The 14,557-nt window shown below is 32.1% G+C and carries 16 protein-coding genes; 11 read left to right on the top strand and 5 right to left on the bottom strand.

Features of this window, described 5'->3' with window-relative positions; all coding sequences use genetic code 11:
- From AC4AGG_RS06185 to AC4AGG_RS06170, 4 genes are all read left to right on the top strand, one after another.
- A partial coding sequence (locus AC4AGG_RS06185; protein ID WP_489771119.1) for a GDSL-type esterase/lipase family protein occupies nt 1-678 on the top strand: 678 nt, incomplete at its 5' end.
- Nucleotides 679-774: 96 nt separating this feature from the next.
- A complete protein-coding gene (locus tag AC4AGG_RS06180; protein ID WP_489771118.1) occupies nt 775-2,238 on the top strand; it encodes a BspA family leucine-rich repeat surface protein in 1,464 nt (487 codons plus the stop codon).
- An 87-nt stretch (nt 2,239-2,325) separates the two neighbouring features.
- Nucleotides 2,326-3,657: a PDZ domain-containing protein gene (locus tag AC4AGG_RS06175; RefSeq protein ID WP_489771117.1), complete on the top strand. Its 1,332-nt coding sequence runs from the start codon at nt 2,326-2,328 to the stop codon at nt 3,655-3,657.
- Complete coding sequence (locus tag AC4AGG_RS06170; protein WP_489771116.1) at nt 3,654-4,193, top strand: hypothetical protein; 540 nt, start codon at nt 3,654-3,656, stop codon at nt 4,191-4,193. Before AC4AGG_RS06175 ends, AC4AGG_RS06170 begins: the two co-directional genes overlap by 4 nt.
- On the opposite strand, the gene AC4AGG_RS06165 is transcribed toward AC4AGG_RS06170, so the two are convergent.
- A complete protein-coding gene (locus AC4AGG_RS06165; RefSeq protein ID WP_489771115.1) occupies nt 4,162-5,151 on the bottom strand; it encodes a L,D-transpeptidase in 990 nt (329 codons plus the stop codon). The genes AC4AGG_RS06170 and AC4AGG_RS06165 overlap by 32 nt on opposite strands.
- Before the next feature lie 96 nt (nt 5,152-5,247).
- On the bottom strand, nt 5,248-5,910 hold the full coding sequence (locus tag AC4AGG_RS06160; RefSeq protein WP_489771114.1) for a TrmH family RNA methyltransferase: 663 nt from the start codon (nt 5,908-5,910) through the stop codon (nt 5,248-5,250).
- A 41-nt stretch (nt 5,911-5,951) separates the two neighbouring features.
- Here AC4AGG_RS06160 and AC4AGG_RS06155 point away from each other — a divergent pair, with 41 nt between their 5' ends.
- The 7 genes from AC4AGG_RS06155 to AC4AGG_RS06125 all read left to right on the top strand — a co-directional run bounded on the left by AC4AGG_RS06155 (nt 5,952) and on the right by AC4AGG_RS06125 (nt 12,305).
- Complete coding sequence (locus AC4AGG_RS06155; protein WP_489771113.1) at nt 5,952-6,968, top strand: asparaginase; 1,017 nt, start codon at nt 5,952-5,954, stop codon at nt 6,966-6,968.
- Nucleotides 6,969-7,237: 269 nt separating this feature from the next.
- On the top strand, nt 7,238-8,509 hold the full coding sequence (locus AC4AGG_RS06150; protein WP_489771112.1) for a site-specific integrase: 1,272 nt from the start codon (nt 7,238-7,240) through the stop codon (nt 8,507-8,509).
- A gap of 9 nt (nt 8,510-8,518) precedes the next feature.
- Nucleotides 8,519-9,439: a hypothetical protein gene (locus AC4AGG_RS06145; protein WP_489771111.1), complete on the top strand. Its 921-nt coding sequence runs from the start codon at nt 8,519-8,521 to the stop codon at nt 9,437-9,439.
- Nucleotides 9,440-9,526: 87 nt separating this feature from the next.
- Entirely contained in the window at nt 9,527-9,805 is a 279-nt protein-coding gene (locus AC4AGG_RS06140; RefSeq protein WP_489771110.1) for a helix-turn-helix domain-containing protein, read from the top strand.
- A gap of 117 nt (nt 9,806-9,922) precedes the next feature.
- Nucleotides 9,923-10,675: a DUF5131 family protein gene (locus tag AC4AGG_RS06135; protein WP_489771109.1), complete on the top strand. Its 753-nt coding sequence runs from the start codon at nt 9,923-9,925 to the stop codon at nt 10,673-10,675.
- Nucleotides 10,676-10,677: 2 nt separating this feature from the next.
- Nucleotides 10,678-10,965 (top strand): hypothetical protein, encoded by a 288-nt coding sequence (locus AC4AGG_RS06130; RefSeq protein WP_489771108.1) that lies wholly within the window; start codon nt 10,678-10,680, stop codon nt 10,963-10,965.
- 89 nt (nt 10,966-11,054) lie between these two features.
- Entirely contained in the window at nt 11,055-12,305 is a 1,251-nt protein-coding gene (locus AC4AGG_RS06125) for a hypothetical protein (RefSeq protein WP_489771107.1), read from the top strand.
- A gap of 206 nt (nt 12,306-12,511) precedes the next feature.
- On the opposite strand, the gene AC4AGG_RS06120 is transcribed toward AC4AGG_RS06125, so the two are convergent.
- The 3 genes from AC4AGG_RS06120 to AC4AGG_RS06110 all read right to left on the bottom strand — a co-directional run bounded on the left by AC4AGG_RS06120 (nt 12,512) and on the right by AC4AGG_RS06110 (nt 14,528).
- Nucleotides 12,512-12,895, bottom strand: a complete 384-nt coding sequence (locus AC4AGG_RS06120) for a hypothetical protein (protein WP_489771106.1) — start codon at nt 12,893-12,895, stop codon at nt 12,512-12,514.
- A gap of 18 nt (nt 12,896-12,913) precedes the next feature.
- Nucleotides 12,914-13,267 (bottom strand): hypothetical protein, encoded by a 354-nt coding sequence (locus tag AC4AGG_RS06115; RefSeq protein WP_489771105.1) that lies wholly within the window; start codon nt 13,265-13,267, stop codon nt 12,914-12,916.
- A gap of 508 nt (nt 13,268-13,775) precedes the next feature.
- Nucleotides 13,776-14,528: a hypothetical protein gene (locus AC4AGG_RS06110; protein WP_489771104.1), complete on the bottom strand. Its 753-nt coding sequence runs from the start codon at nt 14,526-14,528 to the stop codon at nt 13,776-13,778.
- Nucleotides 14,529-14,557: the final 29 nt, after the last annotated feature.

The raw sequence follows: 14,557 nt of genomic DNA, 5'->3' as shown, positions 1-14,557 counted from the left end.
ATTTATATGAAATTTGAAATCATGAAAAAAATATTCTCGTTCCTTGCAATTTTTATCTTCTTATCCACGATTACCGCGCAAGACAAACCTGCATTTTGGAACGACATCGAAAACTTCAAACAACTCAATAAAGAAAATCCACCAAAGAAAGATGCTATTCTATTGATAGGAAGTTCGTCATTCACGATGTGGAAAGACGTTTCGGACTATTTTCCCGGAAAGTATATTATTAATCGAGGTTTTGGAGGTTCCAGTTTATCCGACCTTAATTTCTATTCGGATGAGCTTTTAAAACCTTATAACCTAAAACAAATTATTATCTATTGTGGAGAGAACGACTTTGCAGCTAATGAACAACTTGAACCAAAAGATGCTTTTAAAAGATTCAAAACATTTTACACTGCAATCCGAAAATATTATCCAAATATTCCAGTTGATTATATCTCTATCAAGCTTTCTCCAAGTCGAGAAAAATTGTGGCCAAAGTTTGTTGCAACCAATGCAATGATTAAAAAATTCATGGAAAAGAAAAAAAATGCCGACTACATTGACATTACCGAAGCGATGAACGGAAGTGATGGAAAAGTTAGAGAAGACCTTTTCTTGGGCTACATGCTTCATATGAAACCCGAAGGTTACCAAATCTGGAAGAAACAAATGGAACCCTATTTGAAATAGTCATATCAAATTTTAAATATTTTTACACAACTCTTCATTTTTTTGAAGAGTTTTTTTTCTGAAAATCAATACCTTTACAAAAAAAATCACAAACCCATGAAGAAAATCCTACTTTTTTCATTATTTCTCCTATCCTACTTTTCCTTTGCACAGAGCGAATTTATTACGGTCTGGAAACCAAATAATCCTTCAACTTCTGCTACTACTACGCAACCTGGCATACCATATCAAACTTCCTCTAATCAGATTTGGTTTCCTGGAATCGGGACTAATTTCCAAGTGTATTGGGAAGAAATTGGCTACCCTTCTCATAATGCGACAATTACTAATATAAATTCTACAGCCAACTTCCTCATTGATTTTGGAACCCCCATCAATCCAAACGCTAATGATGCAACATATAGAGTAAAAGTCACTAATGGAAGTGGTAGCTTCAATCAGATAAAGTTTTCAGGCGGTTCAGAAGCCTTTGGCGACTTTCAAAAAATATTAAAAGTCGAACAATGGGGAAATATATCATGGAGCAATATGGATTATGCTTATAAAAACTGTAATAATCTCGATATCATAGCGACAGACATTCCAAATCTTACTAATGTGACCAGTTTCTATGCAACGTTTGCAGGATGCTTTTCCTTAGTAGGTAACAGTACTTTTAGTAATTGGAATACAACTAATATTACAACACTTAATAGTACATTCAGCAACTGTTACTTGTTCAATCAACCGATCGGAAGTTGGAATATATCTAATGTTACCTCATTAGAAGCAACATTTTTTGCATGTAGCATTTTTAATCAACCACTGAATAGTTGGAACACCTCCAACGTTACATCAATGCAAGCAATTTTTATGGGTTGCTCCCAATTTAATCAACCTCTTAATAACTGGAACCTATCCAACACTACAAATGCAACGGGGATGTTTTCCTTAGCGCCCACATTTAATCAGAATATTAATAATTGGGATACCAGTCATGTCACCAACATGAGTAGCATGTTTGCTGGTGCTACTAACTTCAACCAACCTCTGGGTAATTGGAATACTTCTAATGTCGTGTACTTTTCTTATATGTTTACTAATGCGACAAGCTTTAACCAAAATATAGGAAATTGGAATTTAACCTCATTAACTGATGCTCATAATATGTTTTTCAATTCTGGTCTTAGTTGCCAAAATTATGATAGCATACTTTATGGTTGGAGAATGAATCCTAACACTCCCAATAACATCGATCTTAGCTCTGCTTCTAATATATACTATCACGATCCTTTAGCTGTTGATGCGCGAAACTATCTTATCAACACAAAAGGTTGGACCATCTCTGGTGATTCTTATAACGGAGAGTGCACTTCAACTATTTTAGGAACTAATACTGCGGACAAAAAAAATCCTTTATCCATCTACCCTAATCCTGTAAAAGACTTCATCAATATTGATGGAGATGACAAAATTAAAAGCATCCAAATCATCGACGCTTCAGGAAGACTTGTTGTTAAAAGAGTACAGCCTTCGCTTCCAATTGATGTCAAAAATCTGGAGACTGGGAACTATCTTTGAATTATTGAAACCGAAGACAATTTGGTAACTCATAAATTCATTAAGGAATGAGCAAACATGTAAAGGAAATTACGTACCTTTTCTCCTATGAAATGGTTTAGAATTTTTTTCATATTGTTTTATGCCCAATTTCTGTCACAATCGCAGTTTCAGATTACTGAGACTGAAGATAAAGTTGTGATACCATTTCAGCAGATTAATAATCTTTCGTTCATCTCGTTGACTGTTAATGATGTTCCCCTAACATTTCTTTTAGATACTGGCGTCTCAGAATCCATACTTTTCAGTGCGGGAAATCAAGACCTCAAACTAATGGATATACAGAAGCAGAAATTTACTGGACTAGGAGAAAACATTGAAATTGAAGGCCTAAAATCACAAAACAACATCATCAAAATTGGTGATCAATTTGTTGATAAACATCACACAATCTATATTATTTTAGAAGAAGATTTTAATTTTTCTTCCCATGTTGGCATCCCTGTTCATGGGATTATTGGATATCATTTTTTTAAAAATCACCCTATTGAAATCGACTATGCGCGAAAAAGAATTATCGTCTATAATGATGAACAAAAATTTCAGAAAAGAGCCAAAAGTTTTGATGAGTTTCCTATCACTTTGGTCGAAAACAAACCTTATGTCATGGCAGATGTCGAAATGACCAATACCAAACATCTTTCTAATTTACTTATTGACACAGGAAATAGTGATGCGATATGGTTGTTCCCCACGTTAATTAAAGATTTTGTCTATAATCGCCCCAACATTGATGACTTTTTAGGTAGAGGATTCAATGGTGATATTTACGGAAAAAGGAGCAGAATACATGCTTTATACTTCAATAAATTTCGATTTGACACGCCAATCACTGCTATGCCAGACGAATATTCGATCCAACATCTCAAGCTAGCAAATGATCGAAAAGGTTCGATAGGAAATGAGATTTTAAGAAGGTTCACGGTGATATTCGACTATAAAAATTCTAAAATGTATTTGAAGAAAAACCGATATTATGCTGACCCGTTTCTCTTCAATATGAGTGGTTTGGATTTCAAACACGAAGGTTCAAAATATGAAGAAGAAACCTTCAAAGTAGAACTACCTAGGAGTAAATCAAATGCAGGTACTAATTTCACTTTTACACAAGACATTCAGTATAGGCTTGTGTTACGACCAATCTACTCCATTGCGGGAGTACGAAAGGATTCTCCTGGATATATTGCTGGACTAAGAAAAGGCGACGTTTTGGTCTCTATCAATAATAAACAAACATCGCTTATGCAATTAGAAGATCTCAATCAATTGATGAAATCTCATGAAGGAAAAAACTTTAAATTTGAAGTCATGAGAAACGGAAAACGATTAGAATTTCAATTCTACCTCGAAGATCCGATACCTTACCAAGAAAACCAATGAAACCACAACAATCATCCATCGATAAGATAAGATCAAGACCTAGATTCAAAATCGTTTCAAAACTTTCCATAGAAGAATATGTGGAAAATCTAAGAATTTACCTCAAGGAACATCATGCGGAGTTTGAAGGTAATGTGAATAGAGAAATAGCAACTATATCTGTCCGGACAACCGAAGATTCTTATTACAAGCCATATTTATCTTTAAGAATCGAAACAGAAACCAATGATGAAACCCCCGAAACTTCTATTCGTGGTGTTTTTGGTCCAAGTTCATCAGTGTGGACTTTTTTCATGTTTCTATATTTTCTGTGGTCAATTTTATGGATGATTTCTATAACGCTTTGGTTTGTTGGAAAGCAAATCAAAACTGATTCCTATACATGGGGACTACCCGTCTCATTTTTGATGCTTACCATGTTGTTAGTCACCTATTTTGCTGTTCGATTTGGACAAAAGAAAGCTCAAAAAGAAATGTCTCAATTGCAAAAATTTGCCATCGAATCTACTCTCCCTTTTGGGAAACTTCAGGATTAGCTTTAGCAACAGCGATTTGTTGCCTGATTTGATCAGAGTTCTGTTGCTCCTTCAAAATATCCGCTAAATAGGGCTGAATCATTGCTTCCAAGTCTTTTTCTGACACATCATTACTCTTGGAATCCTTGCTCAATTGCAACCATGGTCTAGATTTGAAATCGGTATCTCCCCAAATAAAAACAGGGGTGCCCGTCGCGATTACTCTGGTTCCTTGGTCAGCTAACACCCATTGATCAGCCCAAGAATACATCCATTTGGCATCTTCTTCCAACAAACGCATACAAGAATGCGAAGCATGAAATCCTGGTAAATCGTACTGATGCCATCCTATTCCTAAACTGTTATAAACATTAAAATTCCAGCGCAGTTTCCATGACGAATTAGATGTAGAAGTTGCGACCTCCTTTTTCCAATTGGTATATGAAAGACCTGTTTTTGTGGGAGTTGCTTTCTTACCCATACTGGTTGGTCCCCATTTAACTAATTGTCCATTGTCATATAAAGCATAGGCATGAATGGTGTAAGAAAAAAAAGCAATTTTATGTACCTCTTTCAAAACATCAACTTTTGTAGGATAAGGAGAATATTTCAAAAAATCAGACTCTATTTTATTGGGAATAATTAATGTATCTGCTCTCCATCGGTTCTTTTCATCAAGTCGATTAAGAGCTAAAATCGTATATCTCTCCTCCTCATCATAAGTTTCTAAAAAAACAGACATCGCCGAATCCTTATTAGAAGCAGGAAAAATAAATTCGGAGTACGAAATTTTTTCTTCTTCTCTCTTTACAGAATCTACAAGTATCGAATCTTTTTTCTCTTTATGTGCTATTTCTTCTTCCTTGTTATCAACTGGAATACTTTCTTTTTTACATCCATTTAGAAACAATAAAAGCATGAGAAAACCACTAACGCAGATTATCCTCTTCAAGGTCAATAAATCGATTAATTTTAACATATTTGACAACTCCTTTTTAACTAAACCTCACTGTTTCAATGATCGTACTAGATTTGATAAATTTAACCCTATTAAATCTAAAAACTCTACTTCCAGTTAAATATTCTTCTTTAAGTATTCCTCATAGATTTGAGGTCCACTTTTTATGGATTTTATTGCCCATCTTATTTTGAGCTGTAACATCTTTTCCTCAGTAAGCCGATAGTCAATACCTGAACTCAAGATCTTCTGCTTCAATTCGTACATACAAATCGCTGCGGCAACAGATACATTAAAACTTTGTGTAAATCCATACATTGGTATCGCCAAAGTTTCATCAGCCAAGTCCAAGACCTCTTCGTTAATCCCTTGCCATTCCGTTCCAAAAACCAAAGCTACAGGTTCTTCAATTTTAAAATCCGAAAGCATCGTGGCATCTCGCTCTGGAGAAACAGCAACAATTTTATAACCTCTCGCCCTTATTTTTTTGATAGATTCTATTTGAGCGGGCATTTTTTCAACTTCGACCCAATTTTCCGCACCTTTTGTCAAATCAAGATTAGGTTCGAAGACATTTATTTTTTCTAAAGCTACCACTTTGTGAAAACCACAACCTTCGGCGCTTCTAACGATGGCTGCAGCATTACGAAACTGATAAACATCCTCCAAAATAGGAAGTACAAAATCCGAGCTCCGTTGTGCTTGATAGTCAATTTTTTCTGCTCTTTCTTCTGTTAAAAAAGTCTTTAGATACTCGTAAGTTTCAATTAAGTTCTCCATAAAATTGTAAAATCAGTGCAAATTAACGTAATTTTGAGTTTATGAAAAGAAAAGTACTGTTAATCTATACAGGAGGAACCATCGGAATGGAAAAAGACTACAATACAGGTAGTTTGGAGCCTTTTAACTTCAGTAATATTTTCAAAAAAATCCCCGAAATGAAACTTTTGGAATGCGAAGTTTCTGTTCATCCGTTCAAAACGCCTTTGGACTCGTCAGATATGGGGCCTAACGAATGGAAAATTATTGCCAACTATATCGGTAAAAATTATGAACAATTTGATGGATTTCTGATTCTTCATGGGACCGACACCATGTCTTATACCGCTTCTGCATTGAGCTTTATGTTAAAAGGGCTTCGCAAACCCGTTATTCTTACAGGTTCCCAACTTCCAATCGGAGACCTAAGAACAGATGCTAAAGAAAATCTTTTAACGAGTCTTTATTATGCTTCATTATACGAAAACAATGAAGCTGTTGTACAGGAGGTAGCTCTTTACTTCGAATACAAACTGCTCAGAGGAAATCGCTCTTTGAAATATTCAGCAGAATTTTTTGACGCATATCAAAGTCCTAACTATCCAATTCTTGGTCAGTCTGGCGTACACCTTAATGTGGACAAAGACGTCCTTTTCCGACCTCATAAAGACCAAGAATTCACCGTTGATACTCACATTTCAGAAGACGTCTTATTTTGGCGAATTTTCCCCGGAATGCATCTCAAGCATTTTTCTGAAATTCCAAAAATGAAAGTACTGATTCTTCAAGTTTTTGGGTCTGGAACAATTTTCAATTCCGAAAACACTCAAAAAGTATTACAAGAATTGCGCGATAGAGGAACTGAAATCGTGGTGGTCAGTCAATGCGTCTCTGGTGGAATATCGATTGGCAAATATGAAAACAGTAATATTTTCAAAAAGGTAAATGCCATTAGTGGCAAAGATATCACCGCTGAAAGTGCTATTACAAAAGCCATGCATTTGCTCAATAATCCAAATTATTCCGGAAGCTTCAGTGAAAATTTTGAGAAAAGCATCAGTGGCGAAATGACAGAATAAAAAAATCCGAAAATTAATTTCGGATTTTTTTTGCAGAGAGGAAGGGACAGCAATTATAAAATTCATTGCAATTTCGTGCAATTTGTTGAAAACTTCAAATTCTCTATAATCCTTTTATATACTATATTTACAACGATTTTTCTATATTTTCGTAATGTAATTTGAATGTTCAAATTGCATGACTGTTGTGCAAATGTTGTGCAAAAAAATAATACTGAAATTTCTCCAGTATTGAGAAATTGTATAATTTTAAAATCTAATTTATTTTCATGGTAAAAGTTAATTTTCTTTTAAGAAAGCCAAAAGAAGGAGAGATAGTTTCTGTTCATGTAAGACTTACAGATGGCAGAAAAGTTGATGTATGGGGAAGAACCAAAGAAACGACTTTAGTAGAACATTGGGACTCTGTTTCAGGTTTGTTGGTAGAAAGAATCACAGAAACGAAAGGCAATAAACTTATTGAAAAAAGAGATGCAGGATCTAAAAATCAGGTAGCTCAAAATAAAGAAGTCAATAGAAGATTGATTGATTTAAGAAACACCATTGAAGATGCTTACAAATCAAATAAAACTGAAATTGTAAATACAGAATGGCTTAAAAACATAATAAATCCTTTTATTGAAACAGAAAATGAACATAATTTTCCTAATGATTTAGTCAGATATATTGATTTTTACATAAAAGAAAAAGGCATCAATCTTAGTAAACCATTGGAAACAAAAGCTAAGGCAATTAAGAAAATTTTAGAAGGATATAAAAAAGAAAAAGGAATTAAAGATTTGCTGATTGAGAATATAAATAATCAGTTTAAAAACGAATTTGAAGAATATTGCCAAAAAGAAAAGTATGCTTCCAGCTATACTGCAAGGAATATAAAATTCATTAAAACGATTTGTTATCATGCAGAAAGTAATGGTTTAAAAGTTCATTATCAATTGAAAAAACTTAGTTCCAAAATTGAAAAATCTGAAATCATCTACCTTACTTTTGACGAATTGGCTAAAATTGAACAAACTATACAACCTCATGATTATTTGGATAATGCAAAGGATTGGTTACTAATTTCGTGTTATACAGCACAAAGAGTTTCTGATTTTATGAAATTTACGAAAGAAATGCTTAGAAATGAAAATGGAAAAACTTTTATTGAATTTACACAACAGAAAACAGGAAAAATAATGACCTTACCATTACATAGTAAAGTGTTAGAAGTGTTAAACAAAAGAGATGGAGATTTTCCAAGAAAAATTTCATCTCAAAAATATAATGAATTTATAAAAGAAGTTTGTAAAAATGCAGGAATAATTCAAGTTATCACAGGAAGCAAAGAGATTAATGATAGAAAGGTAAAAGGAAATTACCCTAAGAATGAATTAATTACAAGTCATATAGGAAGAAGGTCTTTTGCGAGTAATTTTTTTGGAATTATACCAACACCTCTAATTATGGTAGCAACAGGACATTCAACAGAAAGAATGTTATTACAATATATTGGAAAAACGAATACACAACAAGCTCATGCTTTGGCTCAATATTTTTAATTAGATTTTATGCAAGAATTTTTTACCCATCCATTAGCAAAGCAATTTTATATCACAGACCTTTATTTACTTGATGAGTTTATATTGGTCAATGGAAGGTGGGGTTTAGATGATGGGAAAGAAAATACACCCATCAAAAGAATTTATTTTGACTTGAGGGATAATGAAATTGAAAAACAACAAGCACAAAGATTATATGGATTTGAAGATGAAATACCACATCAGCTAGTTAAAAATTGTGTAGAGCATCACAGAAAGAGTCCTACTTCTTTAAATTACAATGAATTTATTGATTTTTTCGTACCCAAATATTTCTTTGAAGGTATAGAAACTTTAAAGAAAATAGAATTTGTAGATAAATTTTATACCCATTGTACAGATTCCATAGATAACCACCACAACCCAAGAACTGCACTTATTTTATTAAAAGATATTGTGGATTATACCAATGATAGCATTTGTAAATTAAAAAATTTAGAAAACACTAATACGATTCAGCAAGATTTAATTTCATATTTTACAAAAATATATGCAGATTTTATAGATAATCTTACGAACAGATACAAAATTATTTATCCTGAAATATTTGATAGTAAAGAAGAGCAAAAAGAAGTGCAACAGAATACCCAGGAAACCCCAAATCCCCATCCAAGAATATTTAAAGATTTGCAATCCTACAATCTGTTTTCAGAATTACTTTTGAAGCTCAATATTAAAGAAAAAAGCCATACTGATTTTAGTTTTATTTTCAGACAAATGCAATATGATGGTTATATCCACAAAAGCGTTGGAGATAAAGAATTTAGAGATTGGTTCAATGATAACCATAATATTTGGTTTGAAAAGACAAAAACTTTAGAAGACTGTAAATATTCTAAAAATGGTATCAGAATTTCAATGTATGACACTGTTTTGCAATCCTTAAAATAACTGTTCCCATTTGGGGACAATTCGTATGCCACATTGGAATAACCCACACAGTATTTTTGCAGTATTAATTTTTAAAACAGTAAAAATATGAATCAAGTAACAATCGTACAAACTACTCCATATGAGTTGGAGAGTTTAATTAAGGAAAGTGTAAGAACAGAATTAGAGGGCATCAAAAAAGATTTATCCAATCAGGAAGAAAAGGATAAAATTCTTACAAGAGAAGAAGCAGCTAAAATGTTAGATATTGATTTGTCTAGCCTGTGGAGATGGACGAAGGCAGGAAAAATAAAAGCATTTGGTATTGCAAATAGGGTATATTATTACCTATCTGATGTTAATAAGGCACTAATTCCTATTAACTAAAATTTCTTATCAGTTGGATACCTCCAACTAAAAATCAATTAAAAATTATGTTTAGCTCGAAGGCGTGGTCATTCTACGCAATGGCTTTGTAGTGCCTTCAATTAAAATTTTAAAATTATGAAAGAAACGAAAATTCAGTGGACAAAATCCACATGGAATCCTTGGCATGGCTGTTCAAAAGTATCAGCAGGATGCAAATTTTGTTATATGTTCAGGGACAAAGAAAGGTATGGACAACATCCTACAAAAGTTTTGAAATCGAAAACTATGTTCAATCAACCTCTGAAATGGAAAGAAGGCAGAGTGATATTTACCTGTTCTTGGAGTGATTGGTTTATTGAAGAAGCAGATGCTTGGAGGGATGAAGCATGGGAAATCATTAGAAGAACTCCACATCACACTTACCAAATTCTTACTAAAAGACCTGAAAGAATTAAAGACCATCTCCCTAGTTTCTTTAATGAGCTGGATAATGTTTGGATTGGTGTTTCTGTGGAAAGTCAGGAATTTGTGGATAGAATAAAATATCTGAATGAGCTTCCCTGCACCACATTTACAAGTTTTGAACCTCTTTTGGGAGAAATAAAATGGGATGAAAATATGAATCTGTTAGATTGGTGCATCATTGGTGGCGAAAGTGGAAATGACAATGGAAAATTTAGGTATAGACCAATGGAATTGCAATGGGTTGAAAATCTAATAACTGATGCTAAAGCCAATAATATAAAGTGTTTTGTAAAGCAGTTAGGAACTCATCAAGCAAAAATATTAGGTCTGAAAGACAGACATGGAGGGAAAATAAATGAATGGGAGGAAAAATTCCAAGTCAGAGAATTTCCTATGAAAACAGTTGAACTTTTAAAAATATAGATATGCCACAAAATAGAATAATAGCAAATACAAAATTGGAAGATGGAAAGGCAATAAGAGAAATTCCCAATGCAAAATTATTGGAAGATGAAAAAGGAATTATCAGGGTCAAAAGGAAAATTGAGTTTAGAAATGTTGGGGAAAAGAAACCATGTAGTAATTGCAACAACTCTACTGTTCCAAAAACCATTTATGAAATGGAAGGTGGCAAGATTGTAGAAATCTGTTTTTTCTGCAATCAAAAAATTCACAATTCTACTTCCCAAAATTCTGCATTCAGGAAGTTCTAAACCCAACTAAATTTTAATTTTTTATAACTAAAGGCATAGTGAAACATCTTTGCAGAGCCATTGCTATGCCTTTTTCTAAACCAAAGTATATGTTTCAAATCATACCATCCACTACAAATAGGAATATCGTTAAAACAATACCTGACCTTAAAAGTCTTGTTCAGTATATCTCATCAAAAGAAGGAAGAGAAGAAATTCCTGATTTGTTGAAAGCAAGAGAGCTAGGTAAAAATCATAGTTCATACAGGTACATAAAAACCCAAAAGCTCCCATGTACTACAATTAATTTCAATTACAAAAACAACTACATCAAAGGAGAAAATACTGATACCTCAACAGGCTACCTCTATATTGATGTCGATAATACAACTGATATTCAGTTTAATACAACTTATGTATGTGCTTATTGGAAAAGTTTATCCAATAATGGCTACACAGTTATTGTAAAAGTGGATGGATTGACAAAGGATAATTTTAAACCTGCTACTTTTGAAATTGCTAAGTCTTTAGAACTTCCTTATGATAGTGCAGCTATCTCGATAGACAGACTTACAGTTTTATCCTATGATGAAAATGCTTATTTCAATGACAACACAGAAATTATTAATGTAAATGATGTATTGGGTAACATCAGTATCAATGAAAATATTACCACTATTACAGAATCCAATGAAAAGGATGTGAAAATAGATGATGAAAAAGTGTCCCATTTCATTTGTAATAAATCTCTTTTATCAGGGTGCAACCTAAATGGGACAAAATTAAGATTTGATAATTTACAGGAACTTAAAGAAAATATAGATATTTCTTTTGATGAAAATGGAGTTTGCGATTTAAGACACAACAAATTACCTTTTGTAAAAACTTTCTTTCCTGCAAAAGTGAAAGAAGGCAATAGAGAAAACTTTCTCAAGAGCTTTATTTATAATCTAAGGGGATTGAATCCCAATATTGATAAAGAAAATTTTGAAAAATATATCCATTATATCAATAAAAATAAAATGCAAATTCCTTTGCCATATAATGAAGTGAAAGAATGTATTGAAAAAGTCTATGAAAAGCAAGACGAAATAGAACTAAAACCCAATGCTTCCAAGAGATTCTTTTTTGATGAAACCAAATCCATGTCTAAAAGTGAAAAACAATCTTTCGTTGGCAAAAATGTCGCAAAGGATAAAGTAGTGAAATCAAAAGCAAAAATCAGAGATGCTCTTGAAAATTGGGATTTTGAAGAATTAGGAAAAATGAGCATAAGAAATGTTGCAAAAAAATCTGAACTTTCTAAAAGTACAGTTGAAAAATATTTAAAGTCAATTAAAGAGGATTTAGGATTCACATAAGTATATTCTTCTTCTTTAAAATAAAAAAATCGACTGGAGAGGCTAAAAAACATGCCAGTCGAATTGTTAGGATTTAGATTGTATGTGGTTAATATTTTTGATAAATTTTAAACAATTCTTTAAGAATTTAATAAATCTGAAATATAAATTATTGTTTAAATCAAAATGAGAATCTACAATAGTTTTGGGAAAGGTCTATAGGTTAATCATTGCAAAACTTCTCTAAAAGATTTAAGAACAATGCTACGAACCTCATCTAAAGGGAGGTTGGTTTCTTTGGCAATTTCAGGAGCATTTTCGATGAATTTGTTTTGTAAGTCTAATAAAGAATATCCTAAAATAAATTCTCTTTCTTGTTCAGGAATTGTAGATTTGACCTCATTAATTACTCTTGTCATTTCAAAGGAAATAAATTTGCTTAAAAATTCCCTTCCATCTTTTGCATCAACAAGACTATTGTGTAGAGTAACATTTGTATATCCTTTTGGAGGAGATTTGGGATTGGGTAAACCAAATTCATTTTTAGATTGACTATCTCTAAATTTCCACCACAAAAACAAACCTAATAAAATTAGAATGATGAATATCATAGCAATAGATTTTAAGGATTAATAGCTTAAAGTTCTATCTATGTTTACGTAGCTATCTGTTGTTTTTTCGTCTGCTACTTTTCCATCAACAATAACCTGTGCAGTATATTGATAGGTAGTAGGAGTAACTTTTAGAGTATAGAAATCTCCCTTTTTCAATGATACTTTTTTAGAAAAAGTTTTGTCATACTGTACAGGGGGTTGTACAAGATAGTCTGCGTTAGCTTCAGGATTTCTTGAATAATTGTACCAAACTTTAAATGTTCCTATACTTGTAACTTTCAATTCAACATCGTGGTAGGTTGGCTCGTCATCTTTACGACATGAAAACAAAGTCATAAAAGCAAATGAGACTAAAAATAAATATTTCATAATTTGAGTTTTTATTCCATACAGTCCCAATATGGAGGGTTATTAAATGCAAACAGCGTGGAACTAAACCATATTTGTAAATAGGAGGTTCTCGCGAAACCAAGTTACACAAATAGGAAAAGTCCACGCCTATGGCATGAACATCAACTATTTATTCTGTGTAACTTTTAGATAATTTGCGAGATTTCCTATAAACAGAATAAAGCTAACGCTTATATTTTTTCGATAAAATTCTGTTGTAAATTTATGAATATTGTTTTGACTGGCAATAAAAATTTATGGAAAGGCATTGAGAGCGAAGCCTATATATATCCTACTTATTTTTGCCATTTTTGAAGCCCTAAAAAACAAATTCAAAACCTACTAAATATTATAAACAAAACTGAAATTTCATTGTCAATTTCTTTATTTAAAGTAGTTTAAATGTATGTTTCTGTTGATGAAATAATGAATTTGGAATTAATTTTGATATTTTTATACAATATTATAATCAAAACTAAAAATAGAATTATTTATTTGAAGTAAAACTTGCTGATTTTAAATCTGAAGCAGGATAAGTTATTACCTTATTCTTACAAGTATCCATAATAAAAATATAATCAGATGTTTTTCTGATAAAATAACTGCAACTATCAGTTTCTGAAAGTATTTTTAATGGTTTTCCATCGTCTTTTAGTATAATGTCAAATTTTGGTTTCTCTTTCTTTATTTTTTCAGCATCAGTTACTGCATATAGTATGCTAAAAAATGTGAGAAAAATAACAGCCATTATAATTCCTTCAATTCTATTTTTAAACAAAAAGACCAAAATTGCAAAAAGCAAAATAATTGACAACCAAAAAATGCCTTCATGTGGAATTACTTTAAACTTATAAAAAGTAAATATTATTATTCCCCAAAGGAAAACTGAAAGACCCAAAACATGCCAATTCTTTGTTTCTTCCTTTTTTTCATCTTGTTTGAAAAAATCTATAACAATAGAGATTAGTGGTAGCGAAGCACCTATTAAAAGTATTGCAATTAGAAAAAATAATATTCCTTTTTCATATAATACAGTTATACAATCGTTTACATTAAAATACAGGGATTCATAACCAATCCCAAATTTTCCCATGAAAAAAACCAAGTAAACAAATCCTGCGAATGGTAAGATTGCCATTATTGGTAGTAATTTGATTGATATTTGATTTTCTAATGGAGTGTAAGGGTTTTTGAAAAATCGCAATATTTTCTTACTCAATCGTAATAGTAGTTTCATCATAACAAAATTAATTTTTGAAAAAATATAAG

This window comes from Chryseobacterium sp. CG10_8 (genome assembly GCF_058117085.1).
This window is presented reverse-complemented; position numbering and strand designations above follow the sequence as displayed.

What these genes read in the sequence shown, in the direction of transcription:
- AC4AGG_RS06180 (WP_489771118.1), top strand. Translation starts at nt 775, where the DNA reads ATGAAGAAAATCCTACTTTTTTCATTATTTCTCCTATCCTACTTTTCC.
- AC4AGG_RS06175 (WP_489771117.1), top strand. Translation starts at nt 2,326, where the DNA reads ATGAAATGGTTTAGAATTTTTTTCATATTGTTTTATGCCCAATTTCTG.
- AC4AGG_RS06170 (WP_489771116.1), top strand. Translation starts at nt 3,654, where the DNA reads ATGAAACCACAACAATCATCCATCGATAAGATAAGATCAAGACCTAGA.
- AC4AGG_RS06165 (WP_489771115.1), bottom strand. Translation starts at nt 5,151, where the DNA reads ATGTTAAAATTAATCGATTTATTGACCTTGAAGAGGATAATCTGCGTT.
- AC4AGG_RS06160 (WP_489771114.1), bottom strand. Translation starts at nt 5,910, where the DNA reads ATGGAGAACTTAATTGAAACTTACGAGTATCTAAAGACTTTTTTAACA.
- AC4AGG_RS06155 (WP_489771113.1), top strand. Translation starts at nt 5,952, where the DNA reads ATGAAAAGAAAAGTACTGTTAATCTATACAGGAGGAACCATCGGAATG.
- AC4AGG_RS06150 (WP_489771112.1), top strand. Translation starts at nt 7,238, where the DNA reads ATGGTAAAAGTTAATTTTCTTTTAAGAAAGCCAAAAGAAGGAGAGATA.
- AC4AGG_RS06145 (WP_489771111.1), top strand. Translation starts at nt 8,519, where the DNA reads ATGCAAGAATTTTTTACCCATCCATTAGCAAAGCAATTTTATATCACA.
- AC4AGG_RS06140 (WP_489771110.1), top strand. Translation starts at nt 9,527, where the DNA reads ATGAATCAAGTAACAATCGTACAAACTACTCCATATGAGTTGGAGAGT.
- AC4AGG_RS06135 (WP_489771109.1), top strand. Translation starts at nt 9,923, where the DNA reads ATGAAAGAAACGAAAATTCAGTGGACAAAATCCACATGGAATCCTTGG.
- AC4AGG_RS06130 (WP_489771108.1), top strand. Translation starts at nt 10,678, where the DNA reads ATGCCACAAAATAGAATAATAGCAAATACAAAATTGGAAGATGGAAAG.
- AC4AGG_RS06125 (WP_489771107.1), top strand. Translation starts at nt 11,055, where the DNA reads ATGTTTCAAATCATACCATCCACTACAAATAGGAATATCGTTAAAACA.
- AC4AGG_RS06120 (WP_489771106.1), bottom strand. Translation starts at nt 12,895, where the DNA reads ATGATATTCATCATTCTAATTTTATTAGGTTTGTTTTTGTGGTGGAAA.
- AC4AGG_RS06115 (WP_489771105.1), bottom strand. Translation starts at nt 13,267, where the DNA reads ATGAAATATTTATTTTTAGTCTCATTTGCTTTTATGACTTTGTTTTCA.
- AC4AGG_RS06110 (WP_489771104.1), bottom strand. Translation starts at nt 14,528, where the DNA reads ATGATGAAACTACTATTACGATTGAGTAAGAAAATATTGCGATTTTTC.